We start from the raw sequence: 17,004 nt of genomic DNA on the forward strand, positions 1-17,004 counted from the left end.
TTTGTAGGTTAATGAATACAATGATTAGTGTCTGCCTGCCTTCATTTCTTCCACCAGTTTAGCGATCCCTTTTTCCATGCTGCCATATCTTTCTGCATATTCTAATACTTTCACCCGTTCTCTTCCATCAGTGGTGAAAGCAAAATATTCTTCGGGGCAGAGTTCATTCTTATAGACCTTTGAGATCTGTCCGCCAAGATCAATGAATATCTCCCGGTTGTCTTTGTTCACCGATAAGAGAATTGTCTTTGCTTTTTCCGATAAGCCCAGCACGTCCTGCAACTTGTCAAACTTGTTAATGAACTTGCGCATATCCATGAGTATCTTAATATCTGCATTGTTGATGATGGCATCTTTAATGATGGGTGAACTTACCAGGTCATCCAGTTCCTGCGTGATCACACAAGGAACGCCGTTGAACTTTCGGATCGTCTTAAACGCATATTTTAAAAACTCCGCCATACCGGATTTTGCAATGGCTTTCCAGGCTTCATCTATGACCAGCACTTTTCTTTCGCCCTGTAGCTTGCGCATTTTGGAAATAAACATTTCCATGATGATGAGTGTTACCACTGGAAATAGTATGGGGTGATCTTTAATGGCATCCAGTTCAAATACCACAAAGGGTTGTTGTAACAATTCCAGGTTCTCTTTTGCATTAAGCAGGTAATCAAACTCACCACCTTTGTAGTAAGGCCTGAGCACATAGAGAAAATTGCTGACATCAAAATCGCTGTCCTTTACATTGTGTCCCTTTAACACACCCACATACTCTGCGTGCAGATATTCATAAAACGTATTGAAGCAAGGAAAAACGTTGCTATTGTTTTGCAAGTATTCGTAATAACCACTAAGTGCATTGGACAACGCGACATACTCGCTCCTGTTGAACTTTTCGTTTTCCTGTTTCCAAAGTGCAATGAGTAGCGCCTTTAAACTTTCTTTCTTTTCCGTATCCAATAGGTCGCCTTGGGCTATATAGAACGGATTAAAGCGGATCGGATTTTTTTCTTCATAAGTGAAATAATATCCCTTTACCAGTTCACATAATCCCTTGTAACTGCCCCCAATATCAACAATGACACAATGTGATCCTTGATCATACATTGAACGGAGTATGTGGTTCACTGTCATGCTTTTGCCGCCTCCGCTTGTGCCACAAACGAGCATACCCATATTGGAAGTAATGCCTTGCTTTCTTGGTGCATCAAATAGATCAACATACACCGGCTTGCCACTTAACCGGTCACAAAACCGGATACCTTCATTTGGATCGCAGCTTTCATAGTTGGTTTCGAGCGAGAGAAAACACGAAGCCTGTTCTGCAAAAGTTTCAAACGTGTCGTTCATCGGAAAGTCTGCCTCATTGCCCGGTATGCCCGCCCACCATATCTGTGCAGCTCCCACTGTTTCCTGTTTGGCAACCGCATTCATTTGGGCAAGCGAAGTAGCTACCAGGTTCTTGATTTCCTTTAGTTCATTCTTATTCGTTGTCCAGGTGATGATGTTAAAATGAGCGCTCACGGGTAATCGTGACTGGCTGATACATTCGTTTAAAAACTCGTTGACCGCATCTCTCGCGATGGCATTCTCGCGGCTGTAATTAGAAAGCGATTGCAAGCGAAGTCTTTTACTTTCTAATTTCTTTATACTGGCTTGGGCATCGCCGATCATGATATACTGGTTATAAATATGATCGCAAGGCAACAACAGACCAAGCGATGCCGCAAAACCAATACTAAATTTTGTCCTGTCTGTGCTATACTTTTCATAGGTCGTCTTCGCACCGCATAGCCCTGGCATTTCTTCGGTGTCAGCAATCGCGAAGAGCTGCAAATAATGGCTGCCTATCTTAAAATCATCTTTGAGTTGAATGTCTTTTATAAAACACTCTCCATCTGAAGTGGACAGGTTACAATACTGTTCGATCAAACCCGCCCTTTTTCGCCCGCTAAGTAGTTGTTCATCACGCAATCTTTCCAGGCCGATGCCTGTACTTTCAAGTATCTTTTGAAATTGCCCGCAACTATCTTCAAATTCTTCTATAGCAAGCAGATTAATAGTTTGCTCCGGCACTAGTGTCGGTCTCAGCAGATTACTGAGTATGGAACTGGCGGATTTTCTGCCGGGTGCTTTTTTGGTGAGAATAATATAACTCTCGTGCAGCAGGTAGGGACGGCCCTTGAAATGCTTTTCGCTACAACTGGTAAGAAAATTCGCTTCGTTGTTTATGTCAGAAGTATATAGGGTACGGATGAACCAATCCTGCTTATGAAACACTGCATCTTTCGGCAATACTTTGATCGCCTTAATCAACCCTTGGTGCAATGCTTCATAGTTCTCATCGCTTTGTGTGAAAATTTCCGGCAGCTTGCAGCTAAAGACTATACTGATATCTCCCTGCTTGCTGATAATGCAGTCATGTTCTACATCCATGATGGGCAATATGTCACGCATCCACTTTTCCATTGCTAGTTTTTGATAAACATTTTTCTTGAATGACATTTAATCACTTGCGGCACCTTTCTTTTCGCCGCCTTCTTCATGAGCCCATACGCACCATAGGTCTTACTCATTCGGTACACTTGTGTAAAAAGCACCGTACCACATCCGAGGATAATAATCAGGCAGATATAGGTATTTACGCCGACTACATATAAGATGGCAAAGAGTATTAACAATACTAACAATCCTCCCGCGAGATACCAGATGTATTGCGCTTTCAGGCCTTTGAACTCGATACTTTTGTTTACTCCTTTGTTGATGGTATAGATGCTTGCGGCCATAGCGATGGTTTAAATACCAAAGAATGATTTTAAAACGGTTGCCACCACCACTAAAAAAACGCAACTTCCAAACCAGGCAGCAGCCGTTGCACCTGTATCCGGATGACCATTTGACCATTTTTGGTAGACCTTCACAGCACCGATCAACCCGAGGATTGCACCAACGGCGTACATCAGGTTGCATCCTACATCAAAGTATCCGCGCACCTTTGTATTGGCTTCCTGTATACCGGCCACCCCATCCTGTGCATACAGTGCAGTGATGCTGCTACTCATCAGCACGGCAGACAGCAGCAGCGCTTGTTTACGCTTGCATTGCATTTTCCTTCTCAACTGTTCTTTCCACATAATGCTATTTTTAAATGTTACACAATCATTTCTAAAAACTTTCCGGTCGCATGCCTTACCGAACCAACACCATTCAATCTCTACCCGGCAGCTCCCGGAAAGTGTTAACCTACAACCTAACCCTCAACAGCCTTGTTACGATCGAGCGACTCTGTCGCTTTCTTTTGTTCCTTATCCACTTTTCTTATTCCAAAGAGATGGAGCAGCTCGTACTTATAATACTTTACTCCAATAACCCCGTAATACAGGATAAGTATCAGTAACATCATATTGCAGTAAGCGCCCCAATCAATTATTTGTGTCATCGTATTTTTGTTTCGTTTGCTTATCTCGTCGTTTGCTACACAAAGATGCTATCAGAAAAAAGCGTTTTTTCACACTACGACCGGTATACGGTATAACTTTTTTTTCACGTTTTTTTATCAGTCAAATGGTAGGGATTATATCTCGAATGGTAGATTATTAATAATTTCTATACCAATACGAAACTTCCCGGAACCCTTTCACACTACGCCCCGTATACGGTATTCATTTTCTTATGCACAAAGTCTCCGTTTGAAAGTTGTCGGCTATCTACCGGCGACTTTGCAATTATTCTTTTATAAGTATTGTTTGGGATTTTCGTCAGTATCATCCATTCGTTGCACAAGCTTTTCTGCGAGTGATTCGAGAAATGCGGCTCGATTGCCCTTCCTGATCCTGATCTCTTGAAATATCCTGTAATAGTTTCCTAGGTCAATCGCAAACATTTGCTCAAAATAAGTAGCCAGTAGCTTTATATCAGCTGCACCATTGTTAAAGACACCCGTAGACTGCAATGCATAAAGTAATTCAATTAGAGAAGTTTTAGAAGCAGTCCAGGCAAGTGGTTGACGAGCGTGGATGGGAGCCTTTGCTACATCATCCTTTCTTTCCAAATCTTCAAGTGCTCCGATCAGGTATATGCGCAACAATTCATGGGCATGAATTTTAGCCACCCTGAAATCATGACTGGTGGAGAAACTGGGATCGGCATCAAAGTGATAGGTATCGAGTGTGAGATAAATATCCTGGTGCCCTCGTAGAAAATATTTTTCATCCATGTAGGTGGCACCGGAGCGGTAATACTGATAAAACTGGAGATTGTCTTCGAAGTAATGTGTTAACCGCCGCAGTTCTTTTTGCAGATATTTTTGCTGTGTTTCATTGCTGCCTGTGGGACGGCGCGTTTCAATCCGGTAGATCTTCAAAAAGTATATAAGCTTGCTATAGAGCAGGGGTTTCTCTTCCTTGAAAAAATGAATCTCCTCCTCCTGCGTAATAAATACATAGGCAGCAACATCCATTCTTAATTGCTCCATAACGCTTTTGGCAACCTGTATAGATCGCTCGGCTAAAGGCAATATTCTTTCATCCTCTTCTTCAGCAATTTTCTCTAGCGCCTGTTCAAGTTCGTTATAGAGCTTCCTGCAAAAGGGAGCATACTAATCTTTTTGTTGTTGAAGGTCATAGGTAAAGTTTGACAGTAAAGTTCGCCGGAGTATAACCTATCTCAAAGAGTACTTGAACGGAAATTGTTTCGCAAAAAGAAGAATTACTTTCGCAAAAAGAAAAATTCACCTTAAGGTGTAGTACATTCAATTCCAATTATTATGGCCCAGCTAAACTTACAACAACAAATTACACTCCGCAAAGCGTTACGCTCCGAATTAATCAACATTGAGGGTATTGCTCGAAAAGCAATCCTGAAAAAAGACCTGGTAATTGATTTTGTTAGCGGTAAACCCAGCCTAAATAGCATGCAATTAACCGCACTTCAACAAACGGTGATCAGTTTATTCGCAGAAACCAAAACAATTTTATCAGAGCTTGAACGCCAGCAAACGCTGTCAGAGAAAGCGTTAGAAAGCCTCCAATCATTTGTTTCAAAATTTGAAATCTCACTGGAATCGCTATTAAATGAAGATGCTGATGCACTTTCTAAAATACAAAAATGGACCAGCGGTCAGGAAACCTTTCCTTTAAAATTGACTCCCATAATTAAACGAGGGCTTTTGAAGCTGGCCGGCGATATAGCACAGTAGTTGCCATCGTCCATCAATTTTATTGTTATTGTTTTTTATCCTTTGCCCATATTTTTAGAATATTCTAAAAAACTCGACATTTTAAAAATACAATACCACAAACCGGGTACTAATCATTGACGAACATTATCGCCGTAGTTGTCACACGTATTACTGCGCTTTCACCTCTTTATCATTTTTTGTATATTCCAGATTATTGTTCAGCATAACCTTATCCCTTATGACGCTGCTGTACTCAAACCTTTACGGAGAAATCCCGTTAACGCCCCATTTCAAAGATATTGGTAGGGATATAATTCCCGGTGCTGATGCGCTATACTACAAAGGTCACATAGGTGAAATCCTAATACAGCAGCAGATTACAGCGAGTTTCATCTTTCATTATGCCCACTATTATTTTAATAGCAGATCCATTATTTCTTTTCGTCACCAAGGTTTTGCCTTACAGTCACTCATTCCGTTAAACCAGGATATAAATACTCATATCACCGGAGCAGATAATTTCTTACTTAGAAAAGAACACCTGGTTCTCACTCATAACCCGGCAAGAGAAATGTCTTTTATTTTCGAAAAAGGTAAAAACTATTTCGCATTTGGGTCGTCTTTTAACCTTGACTTTGTATATAAACATTTGCAGCAATTCTTTAACCAAACAGAAATAGCTAAATTTTACGGACCTAATTTCTTTGCCCTTACGGGCACACCAAAATTTGCTTCCCATAAGATCATCGATGTAATCAATGATATTATAGGCTTTAGCGTACCATCTCCAATAAGGGGCAACTATAATGCTATTAAAATGGAAGAGTTCTTCGTGCTGCAACTGGCAAGAATTTTTAGCAAGCCCGAACCAAAATTAAAATTATCCGAAAGACAACTCGAGGGACTTGAGCAGGTCCGGCACATACTACTCGAAGATTTTACCAAACGTCATACACCGCGAGAACTGTGTAAGCGGACACATATTACCATGCACACATTAAAAAACGGATTTAAAGCGGTCTATGGCCTCGCGCCATACGAATACCAAAAGGATGCGAGATTGCGTAAGGCAAAAGATCTACTCACACACACCGACAAACCGATCAAAGAGATCGCTGCACTTGTCAATTATGCTAGCTTTGCAAGTTTCGTAGACGCCTTTACCAATCATTTCGGCTATACGCCTGGATACGTTAGAAAATAAATCACGCCTCTTTTTCGAAACTTTTTCTGCCATTTTGCCAAATAGATACTCCAAAAACTTAAGTAAAGAATTGTAAACTTTACATCAGCATTATTTACGAACCAATTAACCTTAACCTATATGCGCAAACTAGTAGTTGAAATCATTTCGTCCTTGCTCATATTTTTATTTGCTTATACAGCGTTCCAAAAATTTTCACATCACGCAACATTTCTGCATACGCTCGAGCGTGCGGGACTATCCGGCTTCTTTGCTATTTGCTTATCCTGGGTTGTCCCAATCATTGAACTGCTGGTGGCAAGTCTGCTACTTTTTCCTTCACTTCGAAGGACGGGTTTGCTGGTTTCAATAATCTTATTATCTGGATTTACGATATACATTTTGTACATGCTGTTATTTATCCCGAACCTCCCGTGTTCTTGCGGCGGCGTTATCAGCTATCTCTCCTGGAAACAGCATCTTATTTTTAATATCAGCTTTTTACTACTGTCGCTCTATGGCTGGCGCGCCTTGAAGACAGGTAAACATATTGCAATCAGGAATAGCCGAATACCTGTGATATAGTAGGCATTATTTTTAACTCAACTTGTAACGTTTATGAAACAGTACTTTTTAGGCGTTATTGCCCTCGTAACAGCGATCACGTTGAATTCATTTACTTTGAAAGCGGATAACCATCCAACAGCAACAAAGAACTTTGAATACAACGATTATCCAAACGATGCATTCCAGAACATTGCCTCCCATTATTCATTGACACCTAATGATGGGCAAGATGAACTGGACTGCCAGGGAAGCGCTCACCGTTGCGGTGTGGTGGCACAGGACAATGGTTCCGGCCTTCCGGATCTTACAAAACCTTATACCATTAAAGTTAGGGATTGATAGGTAAAGGTAAGGCTGGCCGTATGAATGCGCGGGGCATGTACGCCAGCCTTTTATTTGTGGTCTTCAATGACCAGCATATCAATCTCCCTGTATGCTTCTTTTATATCCAGCCCGCTTTGTTGTAATTCGAGTCGTACGGAAGCTAATTTTGCAGGATCATCCAAATGGTTGGGAAACTGCTTCAGCACCATATCGATACCCTTTGCATACCCGGTACCATCAATAATGGGCGTTTTTATTTGTGGGTTACAATTTTGCAGATAGGATAAAACGGAATTTTGAATAGTATAATTGGTAACGATCAAGCCCTGTTCAAGGCTGCTTTCATATGTCGAATCGCTCGCCTTCCCTTTGGAGGGCTCTATGCCTGAATTTATCAGTACCAGGCATTTTACCTTTTGTTTTTCTACGTGACCAACAAAGGGCGAATACATATTCAGGTCACGACGCATCATCATAAAAAGCAGTTTACTATCCGTTCCGGGCAACACCGCTTCATAGCTCGCCCTTGCCTTTTGTTTCCAGCCATTGATAAGACTGTCAGTTGGCTCTTCATAGCTAAAGAATGCGCTATTTTTTGTTCTGACGTCAAGCCTGTTATCAAGGTAAAATTCCCCTTCCCCGAATGACTCGTTGTAGGCATATTGAAAGAGTGTCCTGATCGGCACATTGATGGCCCGAATCGTTGAGCAATTGTTGACCGTATCTGTGTATAAGACGGGCATTACATTCTCTACCCCATCGAGGGATTTTGCATAAAGGGTATGAAATTGTATATCCTTATTCCACCTGCCTTTTCCTTCTGAGAACAAACTCACTTCATCATTAAAATCAACCAACTCTTTTTTCGTCGCCAGTTGCAATTGTTCACCCCTTAAAAATCGTTCAATATTGCTCCATGTGGCATTATGATCGTATGTAATAAATTGCACCACGCCCTGTTGATCTATCCAAACGTGATGCGGTACAGTCGTATGTGGAAACAATGTATGAAGGAGCGTATCATTCAACATCATGGGTACACGCGGATACTCTTTTTTTATTCTTTTAAAAAGCGATGCAACATTTTTGCGATTGCTGTTGCAAACAATGACAATTTGAATGTTATGATTAAACGCTTGCTGCAAGCTGTCAAGATGAGGCATCCCATGTATGCATCCCAGGCAACCCGTGGACCAAAAATCCAGGATGATAAGTTTTGCTTTTATATCATTGATGGTTTTCGCGGGTGCATTATCAAGTAAGGTTTCACCGAACAAAACTTGAGGCAAGGTATCACCAATCATTAATGGGCGCATGTTCTGGCCTTTTGCGTACAACACACAACTCAAGGCAAGACATAGAAATAGTTGTTTCATACCGGTGGCAGAAAATTACACATTATAAAAAATAGGTGGCTAGTATCCCAGGTTCTGAACGAGCGCGGGATTTAAATTGATTTGGTTAATGGGAACCGGCCAAAGCGTATCCGTTTCTTTCCAGCCCGGTTTTATTCCTTCCAGCACGGCTGTTGCCCTTCCCGTTCTTTGCAGGTCAAACCATCGATGCCCCCATTCAAAACAGAGTTCGATCCGTCTTTCCTGTGCAATAGCAGCTACTATGGAGGGTTGATCCGTTGCTGTTACAGGTGACAAACCCGCCCTGCTACGGATAATATTAATATCCTCTTTTGCCGCATCCAAATTATTCAAGTGTGCACTCGCTTCTGCCCGGATCAGATATTGCTCTGCCAGCCTGAACACGTTGTAATATTCACTCAACGTAGCGCTGGAGCGAACCTTGTATTTATACGGATAATACAACTGCTTCCCGCTATAAGTCCGCGAATTGATCCAGGCCACTTTTCGCTTGTCTCCTATTTCAAATGCATTCAGCAAATAGGAGGTTACCAGGTAAGTAGGTTGGCTGGAGCTCGATGCAGGAATAATCAGATTTGCTTCCGTGGTATTTAGGTTTGGTTTTACAGGTTGCAATTGCCAAATGGCTTCCTTACTGTCTTTTAGAAAAACGCTCGACGGATCGGTTTCAAGATGGTAAAGGTTGGAAGCAATCATTTCATCGGCCGTTTGCTTTGCCTTATTATAGTTTTTCTCATAGAGATACATTCTTGCCAGTAGCGCCTTCGCGGTAAACTTATTGGGTCTTACCCTGCCGGCAGTCGGATAGTTGTCCGTTAACAAACCTGCGGCATCCATGAGGTCCGAATTGATCTGTTCATAAACAGCCGCTTTATCTTTTCTTGGTAGAGACATATTACTCGTGTAAGCACTGCTAAGCACCAGTGGCACATCGCCAAATAAATCCACGAGGTAACTATAACAAAATGCACGGATAAATAATGCCTCGCCGGTCAACTGCAGTTTAACATCAGCAGAAAGCAGCGTAGATAATCGTAGCTGTTCCAGCGTGAGATTGGCGGCATAAATGTATTTATACATTGGTGACCAGAAAGCGCTATTAATCAGCCCATGGCTGCTTGCCGTTAGACTGCTGGCAACAAACTCATCACGAGGCCCCGGCGTGTAGTAATACAGTTCATCGGCGTACATGCCTGGGTAAAGGGTTGTAAAAGCACTGGAGAATTGCGACTGCCCGTTCATCATTTCACTGTAAATGCCTGTGATGGTAGAAGTTGCTGTGGCATCACTTGTAAAAGGGGCAGGGTTCACAATCTGGTTATCCGGCGGATCAATGGTTACAAATTTTTTGCATCCACCAATCGAACACACAAAGACCAGGATAAAAATTATAATAGGTTTCATACGGTGTTTTTAAAAAGTTATTTTAATACCCGCTGCCAGGGTAAGTAACGGCGGCAGTGAGCCTGTGCTTTGCGATTCAGGGTCGAGCCCCTTATACTTGGTAACAGTAAATAAGTTCTGTGCCTGCACAAATACCTGTGCATTGCTGAGCTTTACATGACGGGCAGCGCTACTTCCAAGACTATATAGCAGGGCAATGTTCTTAACACGCACAAAAGAAGCGTCCGTGAGTATGGCAGATGAGTTTGTCAAATAAGCAATTGCCTGACCTGCATTACTCGCATAATTTTGTGTGACCTGCTGATAGGGTACCCTGTCACCTACTTTTTGCCAGCGACGCTCCAGCAGTTCCGGTAAATTGGTCATGGTTCCCGGCAGCGTGTAGAAATTATATACGGGGTCTATTCCTTTTTGTTTGACAAACTGCAACCGGACATCGAGTTGCCACTTTTTGTATTTGAATGTGTTGGCCAGTCCACCATAGAATGTAGGATCTGTGGTTCCTATAAGACCATAGTCAAGACTATTTAATATCCCATCCTTGTTGAGATCACTATAGCCGTACACACCTGTTTGCGGATTGACACCCAGGAACTGGTAACCGATTCGAATATTCAAAGGTTGACCGATCATGTAAGTGTTTGCATAGCTGGAATTTTCAAGTCCTGGAAATTTTTCCAGCTTATTTTTTGTGATGCTTACATTGAAAAATGTCCGCCATTCAAATGACGCGTGACGAATATTGACGGTTTGCAATTCAAGCTCCCATCCTTTGTTGGACACCACTCCAGGAAAATTCATGAGTACGCTGCTCGCCCCTGTTTGGCCGGGCAAATTGAACCCAATGATTTGGTTCGTGCTTTTATTGCTGAACCAGGCGGCATTGAATAATATCCTGTTTTTACAAAACCCCAGTTCCATCGCCAGCTCAGCTTTGATATTATTTTCCCAGCTAAAATCAGGATTGTACAACCTCGCGGGTCGTAAGGCGGGGGCTCCCTGGTAAGGGTAAGTAGTGATCAGGTACGAATCAAGATATTGATAATTGCCGATCTTATCATTGCCGGTTATGCCGTAGCTTCCCCGCAATTTGCCGAAAGAAAGAAACGGCGCACGGTCATGGATCAAAGCCTCTTCTGAAAATATCCATGCTGCTCCCACCGCGCCAAAATTGGCAAATTGTTTACCCGGACCGAAACGGCTCGACCCATCTCTTCTGCCGGTCAGGTTAACAATATACCTGCTGTTTAAATTGTAGTTGAGTCGTGCAAAAAGAGCATTGTAGCGGTATTCATTCGACGCGTTGGTGGTGGTCACAAATGGAGCAGCGCCAATAGAATGCAAGAGCAGGTCGCTCTGGTAACCCGCACCATCCGTGGCTTCGTTGTTGTCCTTGCTTTGTTGGAAAGTAGTGCCTAGTAAGGCCGTCAATCGTCCTTTGTGACCTATATGATCATTGCTGTATTCAAGTTGAGGCTCCACGTTCCATGTCTTCTCGGTACTGCTTGCAAGCGAAACACTTCCCTGGGGTGCATAGTCAGGATTTTGAGAAGCGATGGGATAATAGGCAGCCTCCTGGAAAGCGATCTGGTTATATCCCAGCAACGCTTTAAAGGTAAGTGTCGGTAGCACTTTAAAACTGACAAGCCCTGAACTGGTGAACCTGTCTGTTAAAGTACTATAGGGTTGTTGCAATGTTGCCAGCGGGTTACCGACCGACACAGTGCCTGTTTTTTCCTGCCATTGTAAATTCCCGGACGAATCATAGGGTTCATACATATTGGGTGGCAGGAAAATAAAGGAGGTCAGGTCTTGCTGCGGTAAATGCGTTTGTTCATCAGTGTAAGAAGAAGTTACCTGTAAATTGAATTTCTTGTTCATTGACTGGTGCGATACGTACATAGTACCGTTAATGCGCCTGTCAAAAAAATTATCCGGGAAAACGGTACCGTCTTTTAAATAGCCCAGCCCAACACCAAACTTGGTATTAGCTGAACCTCCCGCAATTTGAAGTTGCGCATTGCTCGACCACGCATTACCACCAATTAAACGGTGTTTCCAATTAATATACCGGCTGGTGTCCCATACCGTTAGATCAGGCGCGTTGCTTGCATCTGGCGTTACTGCATCGTTCGCAAAAGCTTCTCTTCTCATTTGCAAATAAGTGGCCGAGTTCATGATTGGCATGGCATTTCTGACCCTTGACAAACTTTGCGTAAAGCTGAAGTCGGTTTGGATACCGTCTTGCTTTGCCCTTTTGGTAGTGATAAGAATAACCCCATTCGCACCACGACTGCCGTATATTGCCGTCGCATCGGCGTCTTTCAATACTTCGATGCTTTCAATAGTAGAGGGATCAATATTATTGAAAGGGCTGTTGGCGACAAGGCCACTTCTTTGCGTAAACCCACTCGTATTATTCAAAAAGGGAACACCGTCAATGATGTACAACGGATCGGTTCCACTTTGTATTGAATTGGTGCCACGAATAAGCACGTTAAAGTTCGACCCGGGAAGACCATTGCTTTGCGTGATCTGTAAGCCTGTTATATTTCCCTGTAGCGCTGCCAGCGGATTCGATACCGGTTGTTTCCCGATGTCACTGGCGGTAAGCCTGCCTACAGCACCGGTATTCAACTTTCGGGTGGTGGTGCCATAGGCAATGACGATCGTCTCGTCAAGGGCTGCAACCGCTATTTTTAAGAACACATGAGAAAAACCTGGCTTGTCTATCTTAATTTCCTGTGGCTGGTAACCCACACTGCTTATAATGAGTGTCGAACCTTTCGCCAATTGTTCCATCCTGAAATTACCCGTATTATCTGTATTTACAAAAGTCTGCGAACCCTTGATCTGGATAGTAGCTCCGGCGATGGGTTCACCTTTTTCGCTTAGCACCCTGCCGTTTATTTCAATCAGTCCTATCGTATCTTTTGGGTCCGGGATGGCTTTCTTACCGGTAGTTTTAATGGTAATATAATTTCCGTCCACATGGTAGCTAAGGGACGTGTTTTTAAAACAGGCATCCAGGATAGATGATATGTCTTTTTGTTTTGCATCGATATTTACAGTTTGGAGCGGAGCTACGTCCTCATGCGTATAGAAAAATTTGTAGCCGGTTTGCGCCTCAATTTGTTCAAAGACCTTTTCGACGCGTACATTCCTTAAAGCAAGGGTGATCTTTTGGGCTGTCAATATTTGGGGAATCATAAACAGGCAGCCGAGTAATAGCCATGCCACGGGTCGTAGCGCTGGTACAGGACATAAGCGTTTAGGCAATGACGTGCCATATGCAGTCACATGCATAGTTGTGTTGGTTTTAATTGAAAAAAATGCAGTTTAAAATAAAGGGATATACTTGCCGGTGGATACCGGCAGCCCTCTGGCTCAAATGGCAGCCGGGGTGCCTTAACTACCCACGGTGCATTTTGACTATATGATCATGGTTTTCCTTTTCGTTATGGACCAACCTCTACAGTGGTCCCATTGACGGCAAAGTGTACATGCCCTGTCTGTTGCAGTAATTGTAATATGGTAAGTAGTGGCTCTTTCCTTGGAACGGCCGCATTAAAATGGTAGTTGATATTGCTCTTGTAAACAACCTTTACGTCATACCATCTTGCCAGCTGCCTCATAATGTTTTCGATGGGCTGATTTTTAAATAAAAACTGATCTTCTTTCCAGGCCGTTACTTCCCGAAGGTTGGCTTTTGTTATCTCGATATTTCCTGGTGCATTGACGCAGGCCTGCTCTCCTGTGGTAAGTACCTTTTCCAAGCCTCCCGCTATCACTTTTATTTTCCCTGACACCAGTGTCGTTTGAGTGGAGGGCTCATCTATATAGGTGGATACATTAAAACTCGTTCCGAGCACCTTTATGCTCTGATTACTTGTTTGCACAATGAAGGGCTTCTGTTCATTTTTGGCAATATCAAAAAAAGCTTCGCCCTCTACTACTACTTTTCTTTCATTGCCCGTGAACGCGACAGGATACTTGATCGAGGATGCTGCATTTAACCACACTGTTGTACCGTCCGATAACTTCAATACATACTTGCCTCCCTTGGGAACGATGAGCGTATTGAATGCAGCCTCTGATTTTGATCGCTCCTCACCCGAATAGGTTATTGTTTGATCAGTACCATTGATTTCTACGCCATTTTGGTTGGCAATCTTTCCCTGTTGTTTCGGACCCAACTCTATCGTCCTACCATTCGCAAGCTGCAAAGTTGCTTTTGCAAAACCCGGCAGTATTGCTGTTTCATTTGCGCCATCTGGTTTTTCAGGCTGAGGCTCATCCCCTCCTGATTTTATGAGCCAACCAATACCAAAAGCGATAAGTACTATCGCCGCAATTGAGACCGGGAACAACCATTTTATTTTTTTTGCTGTAAATAGCTGCGATTTTATTTTTTTATAGGCTTTGTCTTTATTCAAGCCCGTCATGAAAGCCATCGCTTCGTCAATGTTCCGCTTGTCAGTAAGCTGGGCAAACAACTCCGTGTTGTCATCATTCTCCCCTACCCATTCATCGAGCTCGTCATGCTCTTTCGTGGTGAGGGTTTTATTGATAAACCCCGCCACGAGATAAGCAATACGTTGCGCTTTTTCTTCCGTTTCTTGAAATTGGTAGTTCATTGCTTTAAATTAGTACAATTATGGACTTTTTTTTCAGGTAATTATACTGAAATCCCGAAGATCGGTGTCCCATATATAGAACACGAAAACAGTAGGCTTCGTTACAAATTATTTTAAAAAAGTTTTACCTGTTTCTAAACCGTTGAAAACAATACAATAAAGACTGATGAAAAGTAACCCGTCAATACCGGCTGGAATTTTCCGCGACGACAGCCATTAATACGCCGCCAAATTTTCCAGGAACCTGGTTGATATACCTTTCTTTTAAAATTGACCCTTCGACTATCCCAACAGAAACATTGCGCTAAGATTTGCGTATGTGCACGCTTTTTCGTCTTTTATCGTTTGCATAATTTTGAGAAGCAAAAACATCGCCATCTATGGGGCTAACCTTCTTATACATCGACGATGACCAGGAGGACCAGGAGTTTTTCTCCATGGCTATCGAACAACTGGGCAAGCCGGCTACCGTGTTTTTTGCCGAAAGCGGCAGGAACGCACTTAATTTGCTTTCTACGGGCTTGCACGCTATACCCGACTTTATCTTCCTGGACTTGAATATGCCGCTCATGAATGGCTATCAGACATTAGAAGCCCTTGCACAATTGCCGGCGCTTCATGCAACAAATATTATCATTTATTCGGACTACGTTTTGGAAGAAAGGGAAACCTTAGCCACGATAGGTGCAAAGGATATGATCAGGAAATTCGTCAGCGTTGAGCATTTAAAAAAGTATCTTTCCTTGCTGGCAACATAGCAATGTTACATTGTTCCTTCAGCATACTTCGTTTTCCATTCGAAGCAGACAGGTATGGACCATTAGCTGATGATGCACACCTGTTATTATCTCCCGCATTCTTTTTGTCAGCTGGTAAGCATCCCACCGAATACGTGAATAAGAACAATGTAGATTAATTCCCCGGTACCTATCCGTGTGGGCATTCAAATAAAAATGCTGTCATATTCCGTTTAACGATTACTGGTCAAAACACCTTCGCTTACATGGAACCAGCATAATGTCGTAGTGGGCCAGCATAGTTGTCGCATTCACCCTGCACCTGTGATATGTTCATGGGCGAAATTTGTACATCACAGCAACAAGAAAATGTATGAAACTTCTGCTCACTTCTTCCGGCATTACCAACAAAAGCATTCATAACGCACTGGTTGAACTTATGGGCAAGCCCGTTGGTGAAGCAAATGCACTTTTCGTTCCGACCGGCGTTTACCCGTTCGAGTATGGACAGCGTTACGCTTGGAATCCTATTGCCGGGCAGGCAGCGCCATATATGTGCCAACTAGGATGGAAGTCTATCGGTATACTAGAGCTGAGTGTTCTGCCAAGCATCGATAAGAGCAAGTGGCTACCTTCCCTCGCTGAGGCGGACGCACTACTGGTCTGGGGTGGCGACCCGCTTTTCCTTAGCTATTGGCTGCAGGCGTCAGGCCTTGCCGAAGTCCTTTCCGACCTCCCAAATCTCGTGTACGTAGGGGTTAGCGCCGGCAGCATAACCGTAGCGTCACTCTTCGCGGAAACTTACAGTGCAGAACGCTGCTGCGCAGGCACGCCTCTGAAAACAGAAGAAATTATTTTTTCCCTGGACAACAGAGAAACTACAGCGACGCTTATTACTGCTAGCGGAATAGGACTAACTACGTTCGCGGTGATTCCGCACTTTAACAATAAGAACCATTTTGCCGGCTCATTGACAAACACGCAAAAATGGGCTGCAAAACTGCCTGTGCCTGTTTATGCAATCGACGATGAATCGGCAATTAAAGTTAATGATGGCACTGTTGAAGTTATCTCCGAGGGAGAATGGAAGCTGTTTACTCCTTAACTGAAACTAATTTTTTCAAGTTAGCCTTCGCAACCTGGCCTGAATCAACCGCTGTTGGTTACATCCTTCGCTGTTGAACACAGCGGCTTCTATTATTGATTAGGCCAAAAAATTATGATAGCGTCTCACCGTAAAGCCCACCTGCTCGCCTATTTCATTTCGCAAATAAATAAACCGGCTTGGCATGCATCCCAAAATCGGCTCGCCGCCGATGTCTTCAACGGTTGAATAAGTGACTACTGCACGATAAGTTGTCCTTTTAAAAAAAGGGCCGGGAAAAGAGAGAATGCTCATTCGATACTCTTTCGCAAAGCTATTGTCCTGCTCCGAATGTGCGAAGGTCTGCGCCTGCGGTAAACCTGCGGCTTGCACGTTTGCCTGAAAAAAATCTGCGTCCGCGCAACTCATTTTAACTGCTACATTTTTATTCCGTTGCACGGACAGTATTTTTTTCCGGCAAAACCTTCTTCCATCTCCGCATGACGAATGACT

Annotated in this window: 17 protein-coding genes; 7 read left to right on the forward strand and 10 right to left on the reverse strand. The window is 43.1% G+C overall.

Translation table 11 applies throughout. The features are described 5' to 3' along the window. Positions 1–24 precede the first annotated feature (24 nt). The 5 genes from KTO63_RS18045 to KTO63_RS18065 form a co-directional block, all read right to left on the reverse strand. Entirely contained in the window at positions 25–2,469 is a 2,445-nt protein-coding gene (locus tag KTO63_RS18045) for a TraG family conjugative transposon ATPase (RefSeq protein WP_217792930.1), read from the reverse strand. 2 nt (positions 2,470–2,471) lie between these two features. After that, positions 2,472–2,786: a DUF4133 domain-containing protein gene (locus KTO63_RS18050; protein ID WP_217792932.1), complete on the reverse strand. Its 315-nt coding sequence runs from the start codon at positions 2,784–2,786 to the stop codon at positions 2,472–2,474. A 9-nt stretch (positions 2,787–2,795) separates the two neighbouring features. Then, positions 2,796–3,134, reverse strand: coding sequence for a DUF4134 domain-containing protein (locus tag KTO63_RS18055; protein WP_449580025.1), 339 nt, complete (start codon positions 3,132–3,134; stop codon positions 2,796–2,798). Positions 3,135–3,250: 116 nt separating this feature from the next. Then, positions 3,251–3,439, reverse strand: a complete 189-nt coding sequence (locus KTO63_RS18060) for a hypothetical protein (protein WP_217792934.1) — start codon at positions 3,437–3,439, stop codon at positions 3,251–3,253. A 294-nt stretch (positions 3,440–3,733) separates the two neighbouring features. Further along, the gene (locus tag KTO63_RS18065; RefSeq protein WP_217792935.1) at positions 3,734–4,474 is read right to left on the reverse strand and encodes an RteC domain-containing protein; all 741 of its coding nucleotides are present in this window, start codon (positions 4,472–4,474) and stop codon (positions 3,734–3,736) included. A 291-nt stretch (positions 4,475–4,765) separates the two neighbouring features. Here KTO63_RS18065 and KTO63_RS18070 point away from each other — a divergent pair, with 291 nt between their 5' ends. The 4 genes from KTO63_RS18070 (at position 4,766) to KTO63_RS18080 (ending at position 7,268) form a co-directional block, all read left to right on the forward strand. Beyond that, complete coding sequence (locus KTO63_RS18070) at positions 4,766–5,197, forward strand: hypothetical protein (protein ID WP_217792936.1); 432 nt, start codon at positions 4,766–4,768, stop codon at positions 5,195–5,197. Positions 5,198–5,417: 220 nt separating this feature from the next. Beyond that, the gene (locus KTO63_RS18075) at positions 5,418–6,383 is read left to right on the forward strand and encodes a helix-turn-helix transcriptional regulator (protein ID WP_217792938.1); all 966 of its coding nucleotides are present in this window, start codon (positions 5,418–5,420) and stop codon (positions 6,381–6,383) included. A gap of 120 nt (positions 6,384–6,503) precedes the next feature. Then, positions 6,504–6,947 carry a MauE/DoxX family redox-associated membrane protein gene (locus KTO63_RS26560; protein WP_394371636.1) on the forward strand — a complete coding sequence of 148 codons (444 nt, stop codon included), beginning with the start codon at positions 6,504–6,506 and terminating at the stop codon, positions 6,945–6,947. A 33-nt stretch (positions 6,948–6,980) separates the two neighbouring features. Then, the gene (locus KTO63_RS18080; protein WP_217792940.1) at positions 6,981–7,268 is read left to right on the forward strand and encodes a hypothetical protein; all 288 of its coding nucleotides are present in this window, start codon (positions 6,981–6,983) and stop codon (positions 7,266–7,268) included. A gap of 53 nt (positions 7,269–7,321) precedes the next feature. On the opposite strand, the gene KTO63_RS18085 is transcribed toward KTO63_RS18080, so the two are convergent. The 4 genes from KTO63_RS18085 to KTO63_RS18100 form a co-directional block, all read right to left on the reverse strand. Further along, positions 7,322–8,629 carry a TlpA family protein disulfide reductase gene (locus KTO63_RS18085; protein ID WP_217792942.1) on the reverse strand — a complete coding sequence of 436 codons (1,308 nt, stop codon included), beginning with the start codon at positions 8,627–8,629 and terminating at the stop codon, positions 7,322–7,324. A 39-nt stretch (positions 8,630–8,668) separates the two neighbouring features. Next, positions 8,669–10,033, reverse strand: a complete 1,365-nt coding sequence (locus KTO63_RS18090; RefSeq protein WP_217792943.1) for a RagB/SusD family nutrient uptake outer membrane protein — start codon at positions 10,031–10,033, stop codon at positions 8,669–8,671. Between the two features lie 9 nt (positions 10,034–10,042). Then, positions 10,043–13,339 carry a SusC/RagA family TonB-linked outer membrane protein gene (locus tag KTO63_RS18095; protein WP_217792944.1) on the reverse strand — a complete coding sequence of 1,099 codons (3,297 nt, stop codon included), beginning with the start codon at positions 13,337–13,339 and terminating at the stop codon, positions 10,043–10,045. Positions 13,340–13,491: 152 nt separating this feature from the next. Then, positions 13,492–14,670, reverse strand: coding sequence for a FecR family protein (locus KTO63_RS18100; protein WP_217792945.1), 1,179 nt, complete (start codon positions 14,668–14,670; stop codon positions 13,492–13,494). Between the two features lie 380 nt (positions 14,671–15,050). On the opposite strand from KTO63_RS18100, the gene KTO63_RS18105 reads away from it, so the two are divergent. From KTO63_RS18105 to KTO63_RS18115, 3 genes are all read left to right on the forward strand, one after another. Beyond that, positions 15,051–15,428 carry a response regulator gene (locus KTO63_RS18105; protein ID WP_217792946.1) on the forward strand — a complete coding sequence of 126 codons (378 nt, stop codon included), beginning with the start codon at positions 15,051–15,053 and terminating at the stop codon, positions 15,426–15,428. 2 nt (positions 15,429–15,430) lie between these two features. Next, entirely contained in the window at positions 15,431–15,586 is a 156-nt protein-coding gene (locus KTO63_RS18110; protein ID WP_217792947.1) for a hypothetical protein, read from the forward strand. A gap of 194 nt (positions 15,587–15,780) precedes the next feature. After that, positions 15,781–16,512 carry a Type 1 glutamine amidotransferase-like domain-containing protein gene (locus KTO63_RS18115; protein WP_217792948.1) on the forward strand — a complete coding sequence of 244 codons (732 nt, stop codon included), beginning with the start codon at positions 15,781–15,783 and terminating at the stop codon, positions 16,510–16,512. Positions 16,513–16,611: 99 nt separating this feature from the next. Here the strand turns inward: KTO63_RS18115 and KTO63_RS18120 are convergent, their stop codons facing one another. Continuing rightward, positions 16,612–16,950 (reverse strand): hypothetical protein, encoded by a 339-nt coding sequence (locus KTO63_RS18120; RefSeq protein ID WP_217792949.1) that lies wholly within the window; start codon positions 16,948–16,950, stop codon positions 16,612–16,614. Positions 16,951–17,004: the final 54 nt, after the last annotated feature.

This window comes from Pinibacter aurantiacus, from assembly GCF_019130065.1.
GTDB classification, from domain to species: domain Bacteria; phylum Bacteroidota; class Bacteroidia; order Chitinophagales; family Chitinophagaceae; genus Pinibacter; species Pinibacter aurantiacus.

Bases quoted from the DNA above. Each gene is read 5' to 3' on its own strand.
- KTO63_RS18045 (WP_217792930.1), bottom strand. From the start codon at position 2,469: ATGGAAAAGTGGATGCGTGACATATTGCCCATCATGGATGTAGAACAT.
- KTO63_RS18050 (WP_217792932.1), bottom strand. From the start codon at position 2,786: ATGGCCGCAAGCATCTATACCATCAACAAAGGAGTAAACAAAAGTATC.
- KTO63_RS18055 (WP_449580025.1), bottom strand. From the start codon at position 3,134: ATGTGGAAAGAACAGTTGAGAAGGAAAATGCAATGCAAGCGTAAACAA.
- KTO63_RS18060 (WP_217792934.1), bottom strand. From the start codon at position 3,439: ATGACACAAATAATTGATTGGGGCGCTTACTGCAATATGATGTTACTG.
- KTO63_RS18065 (WP_217792935.1), bottom strand. From the start codon at position 4,474: ATGGAGCAATTAAGAATGGATGTTGCTGCCTATGTATTTATTACGCAG.
- KTO63_RS18070 (WP_217792936.1), top strand. From the start codon at position 4,766: ATGGCCCAGCTAAACTTACAACAACAAATTACACTCCGCAAAGCGTTA.
- KTO63_RS18075 (WP_217792938.1), top strand. From the start codon at position 5,418: ATGACGCTGCTGTACTCAAACCTTTACGGAGAAATCCCGTTAACGCCC.
- KTO63_RS26560 (WP_394371636.1), top strand. From the start codon at position 6,504: ATGCGCAAACTAGTAGTTGAAATCATTTCGTCCTTGCTCATATTTTTA.
- KTO63_RS18080 (WP_217792940.1), top strand. From the start codon at position 6,981: ATGAAACAGTACTTTTTAGGCGTTATTGCCCTCGTAACAGCGATCACG.
- KTO63_RS18085 (WP_217792942.1), bottom strand. From the start codon at position 8,629: ATGAAACAACTATTTCTATGTCTTGCCTTGAGTTGTGTGTTGTACGCA.
- KTO63_RS18090 (WP_217792943.1), bottom strand. From the start codon at position 10,033: ATGAAACCTATTATAATTTTTATCCTGGTCTTTGTGTGTTCGATTGGT.
- KTO63_RS18095 (WP_217792944.1), bottom strand. From the start codon at position 13,339: ATGCATGTGACTGCATATGGCACGTCATTGCCTAAACGCTTATGTCCT.
- KTO63_RS18100 (WP_217792945.1), bottom strand. From the start codon at position 14,670: ATGAACTACCAATTTCAAGAAACGGAAGAAAAAGCGCAACGTATTGCT.
- KTO63_RS18105 (WP_217792946.1), top strand. From the start codon at position 15,051: ATGGGGCTAACCTTCTTATACATCGACGATGACCAGGAGGACCAGGAG.
- KTO63_RS18110 (WP_217792947.1), top strand. From the start codon at position 15,431: ATGTTACATTGTTCCTTCAGCATACTTCGTTTTCCATTCGAAGCAGAC.
- KTO63_RS18115 (WP_217792948.1), top strand. From the start codon at position 15,781: ATGAAACTTCTGCTCACTTCTTCCGGCATTACCAACAAAAGCATTCAT.